A 15,699-nucleotide genomic window follows, 5' to 3' on the forward strand; every position below is an offset into this window, starting at 1 on the left:
AAATAAGGGAAGCTATCCATGAGCGACGACGTAAACCCGTATCAACAGCCTGAAGCCGACGTGGTGAAGGAAACACCGGCGGCCGGCGCCTTGACCCTGGGCGGCCCCAACAAGGTCTCCGTGGGCGAGGCGGTGGGCTGGATCGGCGACGGCATGAAGATGCTCAGCGGCCACTGGGGCGTGGTGATCGGGGCGCTGCTGGTGACCTTCGTGATCACCATGGTGCTGCAGTTCATTCCCTTCATCGGGCCGCTGGCGCAGCCGTTCCTGATGGTGCTGTTGTACGGCGGCATGGTGAAGATGTTCCACCGCATCGACACCAGCAACCAGTCCGAGTTCGCCGACCTGTTCGCCGGCTTTTCCGAGCGCACCGGCCCGCTGGTCCTGCTGGCGCTGGCGCAACTGGGTGTGTACGTGGTGTTCGGCCTGCTGATCGCCGGCATGGCGCTGATGTTCGCCGGCGCCGGTGCCTTCTCCGCGTCCCAGGGCATGGACCCGGCGATGATGAACGGCGGTCTGAGCGCCGGCCTGTTGCTCCTGGTGCCGGTGTTCCTGGTGCTCACCGTGCTGGTGGCTTTCCTGTTCTACTTCACCGTGCCTCTGGTGATGCTGACCGACCTGGGTCCGGGCAAGGCCATGGCGCTGAGCTTCAAGGCCTGCCTGCGTAACCTGCTGCCGATGATCGTGTACGGCATCGTGGCGGTGGTGATCGTCTTCGTGTCGGCCCTGCCGTTCCTGCTGGGCTGGCTGTTCGTGATGCCGATCATGGCCGGCGCCTATTACCTGTCCTTCAAGCAAGTGCTCACCGAGCAGGCCTGAAGGCACGGCCATCATGGACCCGACCAATCCCTATCAGGGCCCGGCCAGTGATCCGCTGCCCCCGGGCCCGGGACCGGAAATCGTCGGCGTGGCCCGCCGGCGCCCGGCCGGCCACGGCTGGCTGTGGTGGAAGCGTGCCTGGCGGCTGACCGCCGCCAACCGGGTGCTGTGGACCCTGGCGTTGCTGGTGTTCATGGCGGTGCTGATGGGCGTCAGTCTGGTGGGCGTGTTCGTGCCGGTGCTCGGCAACTTCGCGCCCACGCTGCTGGGCCCGGTGCTGAGCGCCGGGCTGATGCAACTGGCCTGGCGCCGCTGGCACGACGAGGAGTTCGATTTCGGCGACCTGTTCGTGGGCTTTTCCCGGCGCACCGGGCCGCTGTTCCTGGCGGGCCTGGTGCAGGTGGGGCTGCAGATCGTGTTCACCCTGCTCATGGTGGTTTTGACGCTGGCCCTGTATGGCGGTGAAATCGCGGCGCTGTTTTCCGCCAGCCTGGGTGGTGATCCGCTGGACCCCGGGGCCATGGCCGGCATCGGCGGCATGAGCATGATCAAGGCGCTGCTGCTGGGTTTGGTGATCGTCAGCCTGTCGCTGCCCTACATGGCGCTGATCTGGTTCCAGGCGCCGCTGGTGCTGTTCGGCGAGCGCAACGGCCTGGTGGCGATCAAGGAAAGCCTGGTGGCGGTGCTGCGCAACTGGCGGCCGATGCTCTGGTACGGCCTGATCCCGCTGCTGGTGCTGGGCGTGCTGGCGGCGCTGGTGGCCGTGTTACTGGCTCTGGCGGGCATGCTGTTCGGGCCCGACAGCCTGGCCATGATGCTGGTGGGCCTGCTGATGGTCCTGGCCACTCTGGTGGTGATACTGTTCCTGATGGCGGTGTCCACGGTGTCCGTGTACGCCTCGTTCCGCGACATCTTCGGGGTCGCCGACGACGAACCGGACACCACGCCGGATCTGGTCTGACCGGCTTCAGCTCAGCAACTGGGCGTAGAGCAGCGTCGCCAGCCCGAGAAAGGCCATGAAACCGACGATGTCGGTGACCGTGGTCAGCACCACCGACCCGGCCAGCGCCGGGTCGATCCCCATCTTCTTCATCACCATCGGAATCAGCGCCCCGGCGCCGGCCGCCACCACCAGGTTGAGCACCATGGCCGAGGCGATGATGCCGCCCAGGCTGGGGTTGTCGAACCACAGCGCCGCGGTGGTGCCGATCACCGCCGCCCACAGCAGGCCGTTGAGCGCCCCCACCGACAGTTCCTTGAACAGCAGATAACGGGTGTTGCCCGCCTGCACCTGGCCCAGGGCCATGGCGCGGATCACCAGGGTCAGCGTCTGGCTGCCGGCGATGCCGCCCATGCTGGCGACGATCGGCATCAGCACCGCCAGGGCCACCACTTTTTCCAGGGTGTCCTCGAACAGGCTGATCACCGCCGAGGCGGCCAGGGCGGTGAGCAGGTTGATGCCCAGCCACAGGGCGCGGCGCCGGGCGGTCTGCCACACCGAGCCGAAGGTGTCCTCGTCCTCGTCCAGACCGGCCATGCCCATCAGGGAGTGGGCCGCTTCCTCGCGGATCACGTCCACCACGTCGTCAATGGTGATCCGGCCCACCAGCACGCCGTTGTCGTCCACCACCGGGGCGGTCACCAGGTCGAGCCGTTCGAACAGCTTGGCCACGTCGTGCTCGGAGCGGTCGGCGGGGATCGCCTCCACGTCGGTGCGCATGGCCTCGCGCACCGTGGTGCCGGGGTCGGAGATCAGCACCTTGGTGAGCGGCAGCACGCCGACGAACTGATTCTTGCGGTTGACCACCAGCAGGTTGTCGGTGGTGTCGGGGATTTCGCCGCGGCGGCGCAGGTAGCGCTGCACCACCTCGAAGGTGATCTCCGGGCGCACCGTGATCACGTCCGTGTTCATCAGGCCGCCGGCGGTGTCCTCCGGGTAACTCATCACCTGTTCCAGGCGTTCCCGGTTCTGGGCGTCCAGGCCGGCCAGCACCTGGCTGGTGACCTGTTCGGGCAGCTCCTGGAGCAGGTCGGCCAGGTCGTCGGTGTCCAGGTCCTCGACCAGGGTCACCAGTTCTTCCGGCGGCAGGTCGCGCAGCAGCTCCACGCGCACTTCCTCGCCCAGGTACTGGAGCACCTCGGTTTCCTGCTCCTGGTTGAGCAGTTGCCAGAGGATTTCCCGCTCCCGGGGCGGGGACGATTCGATCAGGTGGGCGGCTTCCGCGCCGGGCAGGTTGTTGAGCAGCTGGCGCACCTGGGAAAAGGTGCCGCTGGCCAGGGCCCGGTTGACCGCTTTGAGATTGCGTTGATGCTGCGTTTTTTCCGACATGACCCCTCCTCGCCAACGGACAGTTTAACCCAGGCGTGATGACGGAAGGATCAAAGGATGCAAAAGCGGCCGCGGGATCGCGGCCGGGTTATTCGCCTTCGTCGAACTTGCGCTCGAACAGGTCGGTGAGCTCGTCCATGGCCGGCGCTTCGTCGTCGCCGTCCACGCGCACGCGCAGTTCGGTGCCCTTGGCGGCGCCCAGGGTGAGCAGGCCCATGATGCTCTTGGCGTCGATGCGGCGCTCGCCGTGCATCACCTCGATGGCGCAGCTGTAGCGCGAGGCCACGCTCACCATCTTGGCGGCGGCGCGGGCGTGCAGGCCGAGCTTGTTGCTGATGGTCAGGTCCCGCTCGATCATCCGTCCAGCTCCCGGTGGCGCACGTGCAGGGGCACGCCCTCGTCGCGCAGGCGGTGGGCGAGCTGTTCGGTGATGTAGACCGAGCGGTGGCGGCCGCCGGTGCAGCCCACCGCCACGGTGACGTAGCTGCGGTCGTTGGCGCCGTAGGCCGGCAGCCAGCGGTCCAGGAAGTGAAAGATGTCGTCGAGCATGGTGTCGCTTTCCGGGTGGCCGCGCAGGAATTCCGCCACTTTCTCGTCGCGGCCGGTGAGCGGGCGCAGGTCGCCCTGCCAGTGCGGGTTGGGCAGGGCGCGCACGTCGAACACCAGGTCGGCGTCGTAGGGCAGGCCGTTCTTGTAGCCGAACGACTGGATCAGCAGCGACAGGCGCACGTCGCGGCGCGCCACCCGCTGGCGGATCAGGTTGCGCAGGGTGTGCACGTCCAGGTTACTGGTGTCGATGACCAGATCGGCGAGCATGCGGATGTCGGCCAGCAGGCCGGCTTCCAGCTCGATGGCGTCGGCCAGGGTGCGCTCGTCACCGCTCAGCGGGTGACGCCGGCGGGTGGCGCTGAAGCGCTTTAGCAGGGTGGCCGGTTCCGCTTCCAGGAAGATGATCTCGGTGTCCAGCCGCTGCTGGCGCAGCTCCTCGATGATGCGGTTGAAGGCCAGCAGCTGGCGCGGCAGGTTGCGGGCGTCCACGCCCACGGCCACCCGTTCCAGGGCGTGTTCCTCGTTTTGCAGCTGGGCGGCGAGGGTGGGCAGCAGGCCCAGGGGCAGGTTGTCCACGCAGTAGTAGCCGTGGTCTTCCAGCGCCTGCAGGGCGGTGGTCTTGCCCGAGCCGGATCGGCCGCTGAGGATGGTCAGTTTCATAAGGATCCGGTGGTGAGGTCAGGATGCCAGACGGATTTCCGCCTCCGACTCCACCGCCGTCTGATACAGATGGTGGCTGCCCCTGGCGTGGCGCAGATCGTCGCGGTAATCGTCGTCGTTGAACAGGTTGGCCAGGTGGCTGAGGGTCTTGAGATGCTGTTCCGGGTTTTGTTCGGGCACCAGGAGCACGAACACCAGGTCCACCGGCCGGCCGTCCACGGCGTCGAAATCCACCGGTTCCGCCAGTTTCAGCAGCAGCCCCACGGCGGCGTCGCAATGACCCAGCCGGCAATGGGGGATGGCGATGCCTTCGCCGATGCCGGTGGAGCCCAGTTTCTCCCGGGCCACCAGAGCGTCGAAGACTTCCTGCTCGTTGAGACCGCCACAGCTGGCCGCGGCCAGCTGGGCGATCTGATCGAGCAACCGTTTTTTGCTGGTGACCGTCACTTCGTCGTAGGTGCGGTCCTCGGTGAGCAGTTCACGTACTCGCATAGTCAGGGTCTGTCGGTCGGACCTAGTGGCCGTGCTTACGGTCCACGGTCTTTTCCTTGTGTTTGAGGATTTGCCGGTCCAGCTTGCTGGTCAGGGCGTCAATGGCCGCGTACATATCGTCCGCGTGGGCGGTGGCGAACAGGTCGGCACCGGAAATATGGATGGTGGATTCCGCCTTGTGGGACTTGGGCTCCGGAGACAGGATCACCTGGATGCTGGTGATCTGGTCGGAGTGGCGTTCCAGTTTGGAGAATTTCTCATCCACGTAATCACGCAGGGCGTCGGTGATGTCCAGGTGGTGGCCACTGAGATTGATTTGCATAGCTGGCTCCTTCTCTCTATTGAAAGAGATGTCCTTTTTTACCGTTCAAACCAGCCGCTTGCGCGAACTGGAGGACGGGATTCGCATCGCCTCGCGGTACTTGGCGACGGTGCGGCGCGCCACCTTGATGCCCTGGTCGTTGAGCAGGTTCGCCAGCTTGTTGTCGCTGAGCGGCTTGCGAGGGTTCTCGGCGGCGACCAGCTTCTTAATGATGGCACGAATGGCGGTGGAGGAACACTCACCGCCGCCGTCGGTATCCACATGGCTGGAGAAGAAGTACTTGAGCTCGAACACCCCCCGTGGCGTGAGCATGAACTTCTGGTTGGTGACCCGGCTGATGGTGGATTCGTGCATCTCCACCGCCTCGGCGATGTCGGCCAGCACCAGGGGCTTCATGGCCTCCTCGCCGTAGTTGAAGAAGTCCTGCTGCACCTCGACGATGCGGCTGGCCACCTTGAGCAGGGTGTCGTTGCGGCTCTGCAGGCTCTTCAGGAACCATTTGGCCTCCTGCATGCAGTTACGCAGGTACTGGCCGTCCTCGCCGCCCACCTGGCGGGCCATGTGGGCGTATTGGGCGTGCAGGTTGACCTTGGGCAGCACTTCCTCGTTGAGCTCCACCCGCCAGCCGCCACGGTGGGCGCGCACCACCACGTCGGGCACCGCGTAGTCCACGTCCTCGCCGCCGATCTGCTGGCCCGGGGCCGGGTCCAGGGTGCGCAGCAGCGCCAGGGCCTCCACCAGGTCCGCCTCGCCCACGCCCAGGGCCCGGCGCAGGCCGGCGTAGTCGTGTTTCTCCAGAAACTCCTGGTGCTCGAGAATGGCGCCGGCGGTGTCCAGGTGGGCGGTGTCGGCGGGCAGCTGGGCGAGCTGCACGCCCAGGCACTCGGCCAGGTCGCGGCTGGCCACGCCCACCGGATCGAACTGCTGCAGCCGGTGCAGCACCGCCAGGATCTCGTCTTCTTCCACCGGGTCGTCCGGGTCGGCGATCTGTGCCTCGGCGGTGGCCAGCAGGTCGTCCAGGGGCACGGTGACGTAGCCGCGCTCGTCCAGGGCTTCCAGAATGATCTGGGCGATCACCCGGTCGCGGCCGCTCATGGGGGTCAGGTTGAGCTGCCATTCCAGGTGTTCCAGCAGGGTCACCGGGTTGGCGTGGCGCTGCTGCCAGGCATCGGCGTCGTCGCCTTCACCGGCGCCGCCGGCGCTGCTCTGGCCCACGTAGAGGTCGTCCCAGTCGCTGTCGGTTTCCACCGGACCCTCGACCAGATCGTCCAGGGCGTCGTCGCGCTCCAGCTCCATGTCGCCGTCGGCGTCGCCTTCCGGCTCGTCGGCGGAAAAGTCCTCGGCGCCGTCCTCCAGCTCCAGCAGGGGGTTGTTTTCCACCGCCTGCTGGATCTCCATGCGCAGGTCCAGCGTCGACAGCTGCAGCAGGCGGATCGCCTGTTGCAGCTGGGGCGTCATGGTGAGCTGCTGCCCGATTTGGAGTTGTAGGGTGGGTTTCATGCTGCCTGTGAGGTCGTTGTTCTCCCGAAGTCCGGCAGCATAGCAGCATCAAATTGAATTAAGCAATAATCATGCCAGGTATTGCGTTTTGCGGGGGGAAGGTGTAGGGCGGGCCGCCGGGTCTCAGAGGCGGAAATCCGCCCCCAGATAGACGTCCCGCACCTGCTGGTTGCCCAGGATGGTGGACGAATCGCCGTCGGCGATGATGTGGCCGGTACTGACAATATAGGCCGTGTCGCAGATGTCCAGGGTTTCCCGCACATTGTGGTCGGTGATCAGCACGCCGATGCCGCGATCCTTGAGGTGGCGGATGATGCCCTTGATGTCGTTCACGGAGATCGGGTCCACGCCGGCGAAGGGTTCGTCCAGCAGGATGAAGTCCGGGTCCGTGGCCAGGCCCCGGGCGATTTCCGCGCGCCGCCGCTCGCCGCCGGACAGGCTCATGCCCATGGAATCGCGGATGTGGTCGATGTGGAATTCGTGGAGCAGATTCTCCAGGCGTTCCTGGCGTTCCTGCTTGGACAGGTTCTTGCGGGTTTCCAGGATCGCCATGATGTTCTGCTCCACGGTCAGGCGGCGGAAGATGCTCGCCTCCTGGGGCAGGTAGCCGATGCCGCGCTGGGCGCGGCCGTGCATGGGCAGGTGGGTGATGTCGTTGCCGTTGATCTCGATGCGGCCGGCGTCGGCGGCCACCAGGCCCACGATCATGTAGAAGCAGGTGGTCTTGCCGGCGCCGTTGGGGCCCAGCAGGCCGACGATCTGGCCGGCTTCCACTTCCAGGGATACGTCCTCGATGACGCGGGTGTTCTTGTAGCTCTTGGCCAGGTTATGGGCGCTCAGGTGTGCCATTCAGGGGGTCTCCGCCTGGTCCTCGTTGCCGCCGCCGTCGTCGGCGCCGTTGTTGGCCGGTGCGCCGTCGTCGCCGGCTTTCTCGGTGTTCTTGGCCGGGATCACCAGGCGCACGCGCTTGTCGCCTTCGCTGCTGGCGTCCACCCGGCGGGAATCCAGGTTGTATTCCACCCGGGCCCCTTCGAAGGTGTTGCCCTGGTGGTCCACATGGGCGTCGCCGGTGAGCACCAGGCGCCGGGTGCTCAGGTCGTAGACCAGATTGCTGGCCCGGGCGCTCAGTTCCTTGCCTTCCTCCATGCGCACCGGGTTGCCGGTGGCCTCGACGCGCACCAGTTCGTTGTTCTCGGTGAACAGGCGGATCACGTCCGCGTACAGGTGGCGGTTGCCCTGGATCATTTCCGCGTTGCCCCGGTACACTCCGGTGCCGGCGCTTTGCTCGAAGGTGGCGCTGTCGGCGCTCACTTCCACCGGCTGGCCGCCGGGCGGCTGGGCGGCGCCGGCCAGGCCGGTGAGCAGCAGGCCAAGTGCCAGGCCAAGTACCGGATTAAGTACCAGGCCCGGCCGGCGCGGATCAATTACCTGTGAATTCACTTACCACTCCTTGCTCGAGGGTCATTTCGCCACTGGTCAGGTCGGCGTCCATGCGCCCGGCCCGGGTGCTGCCGTCCCGGTGGCGCAGGGTCAGGTCGCCGGGGGCGCTCACCCTGTTGGCTTTGTTCAGATAGCGCAGTTCACCGGTGGTGAGGTCGACGCCGTTGGTTTCGCTGTGCGCCTCCACCTGGTCCAGAAAGACGATGACGTCGCCATTGTCGCGCACTTCACCACGCCGGGAGCGGATGGTCCAGACGCCGTTCTCGTTTTCCATGCGCAGGTCCGGCGCGGTGAGTTCGGTGAGCGCCTGGCGCTGATACTGCTCCAGATGATCGGCCTTGAGGTCATACTGCACCTGGCCGGTTTCCGGGTCGTAGGCCTTGGCGGTGATGTCGTCGGCGATGATCAGCGGCGCGTTGAGGAAGGCCTCGCGGTCCTCCTCCAGGGGGTTTTCCCACTCGTGCAGGGTCATCAGCACGATCATGCCGAGCAGGATGATGCCGGAGGCGCTGAGCAGGCCCTGACGTTTCATCGCGCCTCCCGCAGGGCGATCAGGGCGTCGCAGATCTCGCGCACCGCGCCCTCGCCGCCCCGGGCGGCGGTGACATGGTCGGCGGCGTCCCGGGCGCAGGCGTGGGCATTGGCCGGCGCGAAGGCGATTTGAGCCCACTGCAGGGCGCCCACGTCGGGCTCGTCGTCACCGGCGTAGCCTGTTTCCCGGGCCGTGAAACCCAGGGTGGCGGCCAGGTCGGCGAGCGCGTCCGCTTTGTCCTCGCGGCCCTGGATCACGTGTTCAATGCCCAGATCCCGGGCGCGGCGCGCCACCATGGGGGTATCGCGGCCGGTGATGATGGCCAGGGTGACGCCGGTGGCGGCCAGTTTCTTGAGGCCATGGCCGTCCAGGGTGTTGAACACCTTGAGCGTCTCGCCCTCCGGGCCGAAATAAAGGCGGCCGTCGGTCATCACGCCGTCCACGTCGAAGGCCATCAGGCGCAGGGCGCGGGCGTCGCCGGCGGAAATCGGCAAGCTCATCACATCACCCCGGCGCGCAGCAGATCCTGGGTGTTGAGCGCGCCCAGCGGGCGGCGCTCGGCGTCACAGACGATCAGGCCGTTGATCTTGCGGGTTTCCATGATCTTCAGCGCCTCGGCGGCCAGCTGGCCCGGGGCCATGGTCACCGGATGGGTGGACATCACCTCGGCGATGCCGGCCTGGCGGATGTCCAGGCCTTTTTCCAGGGTGCGGCGCAGGTCGCCGTCGGTGAACAGCCCCACCAGCAGACCGGCGTCGTCCACCACCGTGGTCATGCCCTGGCCCTTGCGGGTCATCTCCAGCAGGGCCTCGGAGAGGCTGGCGTCCCGGCGCACCCGGGGCAGCCGCTCGTCGGTGTGCATGATGTCGTCCACCTTGAGCAGCAGGCGCCGGCCCAGGCTGCCGCCGGGGTGGCTGAGAGCGAAGTCCTCGGCGGTGAAGCCGCGCGCCTCCAGCAGGGCGATGGCCAGGGCGTCGCCCATGGCCAGGGTGGCGGTGGTGGACGAGGTGGGCGCCAGATTGTGCGGGCAGGCCTCTTCTTCCACGGCCACGTCCAGGTGCACGTCGGACAGCCGCGCCAGGGACGAATCCGGTCGGCCGGTCATGCTGATCAGGCCGGTGCCCTTGCGTTTGATCACCGGGATGATGGTGAGGATCTCGCCGGTTTCACCGGAGTTGGACAGGGCCAGCACCTCGTCGTCACTGGTGATCATGCCCAGGTCGCCGTGGGAGGCCTCGCCGGGGTGCACGAAGAAGGCCGGGGTGCCGGTGCTGGCCAGGGTGGCGGCCACCTTGCTGCCAATATGACCGCTTTTGCCCATGCCGGTGACAATCACCCGGCCACGGCAGTGGAGAATGCGGTCGCAGGCCCGCTCGAAATCGTCGCTGACGCGCTCACTCAACGCCGCCACGGCGCGGGCTTCCTCGTCCAGCACGCGGCGGGCGGTGGCGATATGCTTGTTGCTCATGGTGTCTCGTGTCTCCTCGCTGGCGGCGATTATACACTGGCGGGCGGGCCGATGACTGCCCTCGGCTGAGATCGGACCACCTTCCGGGTGGCTGCGTTCCACGTGAACAAGGAACCCGTCGCGGCTACCGCACTCCAACGGTAAACGCCTGGACACTCCGGTGCGAAAGCCGTACAACCGGAGCCCACGACAACGACAGGGAGTGACGTATGACCTTGCGACAACGCTTCACGGCCGTTCTGGCGCTGTGCCTGCTGGGCATGGCGGGCCTGGCCCAGGCCGCCCAGGACCCGCGCCAGCTGGTGCAGGACACGGTGGAACGCATGACCACCTTGATCGACGAAAACCGCGATCGCTTGAATCAGGATCCGGCTTACGCCCGTGAACTGGTACGTGAAGAACTGGTGCCGCTGGTGGATTTCAAGCGCATCACCCGCATGGTGATGGGCGATTACTTCGGCGACGCCAGCCGTGAGCAGAAGTACCGCTTCCTGGACGTGTTCAAGAACAGCCTGATCAACACCTACGCCTCCGGGGTGACCATGTACCAGGGGCAGAAAATCGAGGTGCTGCCGATGCGCGAGGAGGACCGCAAGGGCAACTACGCCCGGGTGCGCGTGCAGGGCACCACCGAGGACGGCAAGGTGATCCCGGTGTACTTCACGCTGTTCCAGGACGGTGATCAGTGGAAGGTGATCAATGTGTTCGTCAACGGCCTGGACCTGCGCGCCGTCTACCAGGCCCAGTTCGCCCAGTCCATGCAGCAGTACGGCGATATGGACCAGGCCATCGACAACTGGTCCGCCGAGAACGCCGACGTGGAGGAAAAAGTGAACGTGGAGGGCGCGCCCCAGGGCGGCCAGTAACCGTTCCGCCGCGGGGCCGGTCGCCGCCGGCCCCGCATGACAAGCCCGCCGGCCCTCGCGTATCATTCGCCGTTCAGTGTTGTAAGGAGCGACCATGAATCCGGAAGACGTGAAGGCGCTGGTGGAAGCCGGCTTCGACGGCGCCGACGTGGCCGTGGAAGGGGAGGGCGACCGCTTCCTGATCCGCGTGATATCCGATGCCTTCGAAGGCCTGCTGCCGGTCAAGCGCCAGCAGCTGATCTACGCCTGCATCGACGATCACCTCAAGGACAACAGCATCCACGCCGTGTCCCTCAAGACCTTCACCCGCGCCGAGTGGGACAAGGCCCAGAAGATGGGCATCGCCTGATCGCCAGGCTCAGAGAGACCTTTCCATGGACAAACTGATCATCACCGGCGGCAAGCGCCTGGACGGCGAAATCCGCATTTCCGGTTCCAAGAACTCGTCGCTGCCGATTCTGGCCGCCACCCTGCTGGCGGGCGAGCCGGTGACGGTGGGCAACCTGCCGCACCTGCAGGACGTGACCACCCTGATCGAGCTGCTCGGCCGCATGGGCGTGCACGTGGTGATCGACGACCGCCTCAACGTGGAGGTGGACCCCACCTGCATCGAGGACCTCACCGCGCCCTACGAGCTGGTGAAGACCATGCGCGCCTCGATTCTGGTGCTGGGCCCGCTGCTGGCCCACTTCGGGCGTGCCTCGGTGTCGCTGCCCGGCGGCTGCGCCATCGGCTCGCGGCCGGTGGACATCCACCTGCGCGGCCTGGAAGCCATGGGCGCCGACATCGAGGTGGCCAACGGCTACGTGCACGCCAGCGTTGAGGGCCGCCTCAAGGGCGCGCGCATCGTCATGGACACGGTCACCGTGACCGGCACCGAGAACCTGCTGATGGCGGCGGCCCTGGCCGAGGGCACCACCATCCTGGAGAACGCCGCCCGGGAACCGGAAGTGGTGGACCTGGCCAACTTCATCAACGCCATGGGTGGCAAGGTCCGCGACGCCGGCAAGGACACCATCATCGTGGAAGGCGTGCCCAAGCTGGGCGGCTGCCACCATGACGTGATCGCCGACCGCATCGAGACCGGCACCTATCTGATCGCCGCCGCCATCACCGGCGGGCGCATCAAGTGCAAGGACACCGACCCGTCCCTGCTGGACGCGGTGCTGCAGAAGCTGGAAGAGGCCGGCGCCCGCATCGAGACCGGTGACAACTGGATCAGCCTGGACATGGAAGGCCGCCGGCCCAAGGCGGTGAGCCTGCGCACCGCGCCGTACCCGGCCATGCCCACCGACATGCAGGCCCAGTTCATGGCGCTCAACATCATCGCCGAGGGCACCGGCACCATCGTCGAGACGGTGTTCGAGAACCGCTTCATGCACGTGCAGGAAATGAACCGCATGGGCGCCGACATCGAAGTGCAGGGCAACACCGCCATCTGCCGTGGCGTGGAAAGCCTCACCGGCGCGCCGGTGATGGCCACCGACCTGCGCGCCTCGGCGTCCCTGGTGATCGCCGGCCTGGCCGCCGAGGGCGACACCACCGTGGACCGCATCTACCACATTGACCGTGGTTACGAGTGCATCGAGGAAAAACTGCAATCCCTGGGCGCGACCATTCGTCGCGTGCCGGGCCGATAAGAGCGTGAACACCTGAACATGGCTACCACACCGCTGACCATCGCCCTGTCCAAGGGGCGCATCCTCAAGGACACGCTGCCTCTGCTCAAGGAGGCGGGCATCGAACTGCTGGAGGACCCGTCCGCCTCCCGCAAACTGATCTTCGACACCACCCGGGACGACGTGCGCATCATCGTGATCCGCGCCACCGACGTGCCGCCCTATGTGCAGCACGGCGGCGCCGACCTGGGGGTGGCCGGCAAGGACGTGCTCATGGAGCACGGCGCCGAGGGGCTGTTCGAGCCCCTGGATCTGGAAATCGCCCGCTGCAAGCTGATGGTGGCCGCGCTCAAGGACGCGCCGCCGGTAAGCGGCCGGGTGCGGGTGGCCACCAAGTTCGTCAACGTGGCGCGTTCCTACTTCGCCCGCCAGGGCAAGCAGGCCGAGATCATCAAGCTGTACGGGGCCATGGAACTGGCGCCCCTGGTGGGTCTGGCGGACCGCATCGTGGACATCGTCGACACCGGCAACACCCTGCGCGCCAACGGCCTGGAGCCCACCGAGACCATCGCCGACGACATTTCCTCCCGGGTGGTGGTCAACCGGGCCAGCATGAAGACCCGTCACGCGGACATTCAGGGTATTCTGGATAAACTGGAACAAGCGGTAGCGAAACGACGGACACCGGTATGAAAACGACCCGCCTCGACACCCGTGACAGCGATTTCATCGAACGCCTGAGCGCGCTCACCGCCTGGAGCGAGGAGCGTGACGAGGAGGTGGGCGAGCGGGTGCGCGCCATTCTCCGTGACGTGGCCGGGCGCGGCGACGCCGCCGTGGTGGAGTACACCAACCGCTTTGACCGCCGCGAGGCCGAATCCCTGGCCGATCTCACCGTGGAGCGCGACCAACTGGAAGCGGCCCTGGCGCGCCTGCCCGCCGAGCAGCGGGACGCCCTGCAGGCCGCCGCCGAGCGGGTGCGCGATTACCACGAACGCCAGAAGCAGGAGTCCTGGAGCTACCGGGATGCCCACGGCACCCTGTTGGGCCAGCAGGTCACCGCCCTGGATCGGGCCGGCATCTACGTGCCCGGCGGCAAGGCCGCCTACCCCAGCTCGGTGCTGATGAACGCCTTGCCCGCCCACGTGGCCGGGGTTGGCGAAATCGTCATGGTCAGCCCGGCGCCGGATGGCGAGCTGGACGACATGGTGCTGGCCGCCGCCGCCGTGGCCGGGGTGGAGCGTTTCTTCACCGTGGGCGGCGCCCAGGCGGTGGCGGCCCTCGCCTTTGGCACCGAATCGATTCCGGCGGTGGACAAGATCGTCGGCCCGGGCAACATCTATGTGGCCGAGGCCAAGCGTCAGGTGTTCGGCAAGGTGGGCATCGACATGATCGCCGGGCCCTCCGAGATTCTGGTGGTTTGCGATGGCCACACCGATCCCGACTGGATCGCCATGGACCTGTTTTCCCAGGCGGAGCACGACGAGGAGGCCCAGGCCATCCTGGTCAGCCCGGACGCCGACTTCCTGGAGCGGGTGGCCGAGGCCATGGAGCGCCTGGCGCCGACCCTGGAACGGGAGGCCATCATCCGCACGTCCATGGCCAACCGGGGCGCGCTGATCCTGGCCCGGGACCTGGACGACGCCTTCGAGGTGGTCAACCGCATCAGCCCGGAGCACCTGGAGCTGTCCATGGACGACGCCGGCCGCTGGGCGAAAAAAGTGCGCCACGCCGGCGCCATCTTCCTGGGTCGGCACACCCCGGAAGCCCTGGGCGATTACTGCGCCGGGCCCAACCATGTGCTGCCCACCAGCGCCACGGCGCGCTTTTCCTCGCCGCTGGGCGTCTATGATTTCCAGAAGCGCAGTTCGCTGATCGGCTGTTCGCCGGAGGGCGCCAGCGCTCTGGCCGGGGTGGCGTCGGTGCTGGCCCGGGGCGAGCGGCTTACCGCCCACGCCCGCAGCGCGGAACTGCGCATCAAGAAATAAACCCGTAGGAGCGGCTCCGGCCGCGAAAGATTATGAGCAGATTCTGGAGCCCCTTCGTCCGCGACCTGGAACCCTACGTGCCCGGCGAGCAGCCGAAAATGGCACGGCTGGTGAAGCTCAACACCAACGAGCACCCTCTGGGCCCCTCGGCCAGGGTGATCGAGGCGATCCGCGCCGCCGCCGACGACCGGCTGCGTCTGTACCCGGACCCGGATGCCACCGAACTGAAGGACGCCATCGCCACCTATTACGGCGTGGACACCGGCCAGGTGTTCGTCGGCAACGGCTCCGACGAGGTGCTGGCGCACATTTTCTTCGGCCTGTTCAAACAGGACCGGCCGCTGCTGTTCCCGGACATCACCTACAGCTTCTATAAGGTCTACTGCGGGCTCTACGACATCGACTACCGGCCGGTGCCCCTGAACGACGATCTGGCCATCGACCCGGCGGACTATTCGGCGCCCAACGGTGGCATCATTTTCCCCAACCCCAACGCGCCCACCGGTCGTCCGCTGGCGCTGGACGCCATCGAGACGATTCTGCAAGGCAACCCGGATTCCGTGGTGGTGGTGGACGAAGCCTACGTGGACTTCGGTGGCGACACCGCCATCGCCCTGGTGAACCGCTACCCCAATCTGCTGGTCACCCAGACGCTCTCCAAATCCCGCGCCCTGGCCGGCGTGCGCATCGGCTTCGCGGTGGGGGACGCCGCCCTGATCGAGGGCCTGGAGCGGATCAAGAACAGCTTCAATTCCTACCCCCTGGACCGCCTGGCCATCGCCGCCGGCAAGGCCGCCTTCGAGGACGACGACTGGTTCCAGCGTGGCCGCGAACTGGTGATCGAGGAACGGGAAACCCTGCGCCGTGCCCTGGAAGACCTGGGTTTCGAAGTGCTGCCCTCGGCGGCCAACTTCCTGTTCTGCCGCCACCCCGGACACGCCGGCGCCGACCTGGCCGCCGGCCTGCGCGAGCAGGGCATCATCGTGCGCCATTTCGGCAAACCGGAACGCATCCGCGACCATCTGCGCATCACCGTTGGCCGGCCGGATCAGAACCGGACGTTGCTGGAAGCCCTGCAACAGTTTCTTTAGGCGGCGGCGACCCGCTGCCTCCCC

The 15,699-nt window shown here is 66.7% G+C and carries 19 protein-coding genes; 8 read left to right on the forward strand and 11 right to left on the reverse strand.

Annotation, left to right across the window (positions count from 1 at the left end):
• Positions 1-18: 18 nt before the first annotated feature.
• Together HMJ39_RS03045 and HMJ39_RS03050 are read left to right on the forward strand one after the other, a co-directional pair.
• Entirely contained in the window at positions 19-819 is an 801-nt protein-coding gene (locus HMJ39_RS03045; protein WP_161383358.1) for a BPSS1780 family membrane protein, read from the forward strand.
• A 13-nt stretch (positions 820-832) separates the two neighbouring features.
• Complete coding sequence (locus HMJ39_RS03050) at positions 833-1,780, forward strand: BPSS1780 family membrane protein (protein ID WP_194296238.1); 948 nt, start codon at positions 833-835, stop codon at positions 1,778-1,780.
• A 6-nt stretch (positions 1,781-1,786) separates the two neighbouring features.
• Here HMJ39_RS03050 and mgtE read toward each other — a convergent pair whose 3' ends face one another.
• From mgtE to HMJ39_RS03105, 11 genes are all read right to left on the reverse strand, one after another.
• Positions 1,787-3,148, reverse strand: coding sequence for a magnesium transporter (mgtE, locus tag HMJ39_RS03055; protein WP_161383360.1), 1,362 nt, complete (start codon positions 3,146-3,148; stop codon positions 1,787-1,789).
• An 88-nt stretch (positions 3,149-3,236) separates the two neighbouring features.
• Positions 3,237-3,506: an HPr family phosphocarrier protein gene (locus tag HMJ39_RS03060; protein WP_194296239.1), complete on the reverse strand. Its 270-nt coding sequence runs from the start codon at positions 3,504-3,506 to the stop codon at positions 3,237-3,239.
• Positions 3,503-4,357 carry an RNase adapter RapZ gene (rapZ, locus tag HMJ39_RS03065; RefSeq protein WP_161383362.1) on the reverse strand — a complete coding sequence of 285 codons (855 nt, stop codon included), beginning with the start codon at positions 4,355-4,357 and terminating at the stop codon, positions 3,503-3,505. Before rapZ ends, HMJ39_RS03060 begins: the two co-directional genes overlap by 4 nt.
• 18 nt (positions 4,358-4,375) lie before the next feature.
• Positions 4,376-4,849: a PTS IIA-like nitrogen regulatory protein PtsN gene (gene ptsN / locus HMJ39_RS03070; RefSeq protein WP_161383363.1), complete on the reverse strand. Its 474-nt coding sequence runs from the start codon at positions 4,847-4,849 to the stop codon at positions 4,376-4,378.
• A 22-nt stretch (positions 4,850-4,871) separates the two neighbouring features.
• A complete protein-coding gene (hpf, locus tag HMJ39_RS03075; RefSeq protein ID WP_161383364.1) occupies positions 4,872-5,171 on the reverse strand; it encodes a ribosome hibernation-promoting factor, HPF/YfiA family in 300 nt (99 codons plus the stop codon).
• 45 nt (positions 5,172-5,216) lie between these two features.
• On the reverse strand, positions 5,217-6,671 hold the full coding sequence (locus HMJ39_RS03080; RefSeq protein WP_194296240.1) for an RNA polymerase factor sigma-54: 1,455 nt from the start codon (positions 6,669-6,671) through the stop codon (positions 5,217-5,219).
• A gap of 123 nt (positions 6,672-6,794) precedes the next feature.
• Entirely contained in the window at positions 6,795-7,520 is a 726-nt protein-coding gene (gene lptB / locus HMJ39_RS03085; RefSeq protein WP_161383367.1) for an LPS export ABC transporter ATP-binding protein, read from the reverse strand.
• Entirely contained in the window at positions 7,521-8,111 is a 591-nt protein-coding gene (gene lptA, locus HMJ39_RS03090; RefSeq protein ID WP_323370819.1) for a lipopolysaccharide transport periplasmic protein LptA, read from the reverse strand.
• Positions 8,092-8,643: an LPS export ABC transporter periplasmic protein LptC gene (gene lptC, locus HMJ39_RS03095; protein ID WP_161383368.1), complete on the reverse strand. Its 552-nt coding sequence runs from the start codon at positions 8,641-8,643 to the stop codon at positions 8,092-8,094. Before lptC ends, lptA begins: the two co-directional genes overlap by 20 nt.
• Positions 8,640-9,143: a KdsC family phosphatase gene (locus tag HMJ39_RS03100; RefSeq protein WP_194296241.1), complete on the reverse strand. Its 504-nt coding sequence runs from the start codon at positions 9,141-9,143 to the stop codon at positions 8,640-8,642. The genes lptC and HMJ39_RS03100 overlap by 4 nt, the downstream gene beginning before the upstream one ends.
• The gene (locus HMJ39_RS03105; protein WP_194296242.1) at positions 9,143-10,111 is read right to left on the reverse strand and encodes a KpsF/GutQ family sugar-phosphate isomerase; all 969 of its coding nucleotides are present in this window, start codon (positions 10,109-10,111) and stop codon (positions 9,143-9,145) included. Before HMJ39_RS03105 ends, HMJ39_RS03100 begins: the two co-directional genes overlap by 1 nt.
• 209 nt (positions 10,112-10,320) lie before the next feature.
• On the opposite strand from HMJ39_RS03105, the gene HMJ39_RS03110 reads away from it, so the two are divergent.
• The 6 genes from HMJ39_RS03110 to hisC all read left to right on the forward strand — a co-directional run bounded on the left by HMJ39_RS03110 (position 10,321) and on the right by hisC (position 15,675).
• Positions 10,321-10,977 carry an MlaC/ttg2D family ABC transporter substrate-binding protein gene (locus HMJ39_RS03110; RefSeq protein ID WP_161383372.1) on the forward strand — a complete coding sequence of 219 codons (657 nt, stop codon included), beginning with the start codon at positions 10,321-10,323 and terminating at the stop codon, positions 10,975-10,977.
• Positions 10,978-11,071: 94 nt separating this feature from the next.
• Positions 11,072-11,326: a BolA family protein gene (locus HMJ39_RS03115; RefSeq protein ID WP_161383373.1), complete on the forward strand. Its 255-nt coding sequence runs from the start codon at positions 11,072-11,074 to the stop codon at positions 11,324-11,326.
• Between the two features lie 25 nt (positions 11,327-11,351).
• Positions 11,352-12,617, forward strand: a complete 1,266-nt coding sequence (gene murA, locus HMJ39_RS03120) for a UDP-N-acetylglucosamine 1-carboxyvinyltransferase (RefSeq protein WP_161383374.1) — start codon at positions 11,352-11,354, stop codon at positions 12,615-12,617.
• Between the two features lie 18 nt (positions 12,618-12,635).
• Positions 12,636-13,289, forward strand: a complete 654-nt coding sequence (gene hisG, locus HMJ39_RS03125; RefSeq protein ID WP_161383375.1) for an ATP phosphoribosyltransferase — start codon at positions 12,636-12,638, stop codon at positions 13,287-13,289.
• Positions 13,286-14,584: a histidinol dehydrogenase gene (gene hisD, locus HMJ39_RS03130; RefSeq protein ID WP_194296243.1), complete on the forward strand. Its 1,299-nt coding sequence runs from the start codon at positions 13,286-13,288 to the stop codon at positions 14,582-14,584. The genes hisG and hisD overlap by 4 nt, the downstream gene beginning before the upstream one ends.
• A 32-nt stretch (positions 14,585-14,616) precedes the next feature.
• On the forward strand, positions 14,617-15,675 hold the full coding sequence (gene hisC / locus HMJ39_RS03135; protein ID WP_194296244.1) for a histidinol-phosphate transaminase: 1,059 nt from the start codon (positions 14,617-14,619) through the stop codon (positions 15,673-15,675).
• Positions 15,676-15,699 lie beyond the last annotated feature (24 nt).

The sequence above is a fragment of the Alloalcanivorax profundimaris genome, from assembly GCF_015265435.1.
Lineage (GTDB): Bacteria > Pseudomonadota > Gammaproteobacteria > Pseudomonadales > Alcanivoracaceae > Alloalcanivorax > Alloalcanivorax profundimaris.

Coding starts and splice junctions, on each gene's coding strand:
- mgtE (WP_161383360.1), bottom strand. CDS start 3,148: ATGTCGGAAAAAACGCAGCATCAACGCAATCTCAAAGCGGTCAACCGG.
- lptC (WP_161383368.1), bottom strand. CDS start 8,643: ATGAAACGTCAGGGCCTGCTCAGCGCCTCCGGCATCATCCTGCTCGGC.
- HMJ39_RS03045 (WP_161383358.1), top strand. CDS start 19: ATGAGCGACGACGTAAACCCGTATCAACAGCCTGAAGCCGACGTGGTG.
- HMJ39_RS03110 (WP_161383372.1), top strand. CDS start 10,321: ATGACCTTGCGACAACGCTTCACGGCCGTTCTGGCGCTGTGCCTGCTG.
- hisG (WP_161383375.1), top strand. CDS start 12,636: ATGGCTACCACACCGCTGACCATCGCCCTGTCCAAGGGGCGCATCCTC.
- hisC (WP_194296244.1), top strand. CDS start 14,617: ATGAGCAGATTCTGGAGCCCCTTCGTCCGCGACCTGGAACCCTACGTG.
- HMJ39_RS03050 (WP_194296238.1), top strand. CDS start 833: ATGGACCCGACCAATCCCTATCAGGGCCCGGCCAGTGATCCGCTGCCC.
- HMJ39_RS03060 (WP_194296239.1), bottom strand. CDS start 3,506: ATGATCGAGCGGGACCTGACCATCAGCAACAAGCTCGGCCTGCACGCC.
- hisD (WP_194296243.1), top strand. CDS start 13,286: ATGAAAACGACCCGCCTCGACACCCGTGACAGCGATTTCATCGAACGC.
- HMJ39_RS03105 (WP_194296242.1), bottom strand. CDS start 10,111: ATGAGCAACAAGCATATCGCCACCGCCCGCCGCGTGCTGGACGAGGAA.
- HMJ39_RS03100 (WP_194296241.1), bottom strand. CDS start 9,143: ATGAGCTTGCCGATTTCCGCCGGCGACGCCCGCGCCCTGCGCCTGATG.
- rapZ (WP_161383362.1), bottom strand. CDS start 4,357: ATGAAACTGACCATCCTCAGCGGCCGATCCGGCTCGGGCAAGACCACC.
- lptB (WP_161383367.1), bottom strand. CDS start 7,520: ATGGCACACCTGAGCGCCCATAACCTGGCCAAGAGCTACAAGAACACC.
- hpf (WP_161383364.1), bottom strand. CDS start 5,171: ATGCAAATCAATCTCAGTGGCCACCACCTGGACATCACCGACGCCCTG.
- ptsN (WP_161383363.1), bottom strand. CDS start 4,849: ATGCGAGTACGTGAACTGCTCACCGAGGACCGCACCTACGACGAAGTG.
- HMJ39_RS03115 (WP_161383373.1), top strand. CDS start 11,072: ATGAATCCGGAAGACGTGAAGGCGCTGGTGGAAGCCGGCTTCGACGGC.
- murA (WP_161383374.1), top strand. CDS start 11,352: ATGGACAAACTGATCATCACCGGCGGCAAGCGCCTGGACGGCGAAATC.
- HMJ39_RS03080 (WP_194296240.1), bottom strand. CDS start 6,671: ATGAAACCCACCCTACAACTCCAAATCGGGCAGCAGCTCACCATGACG.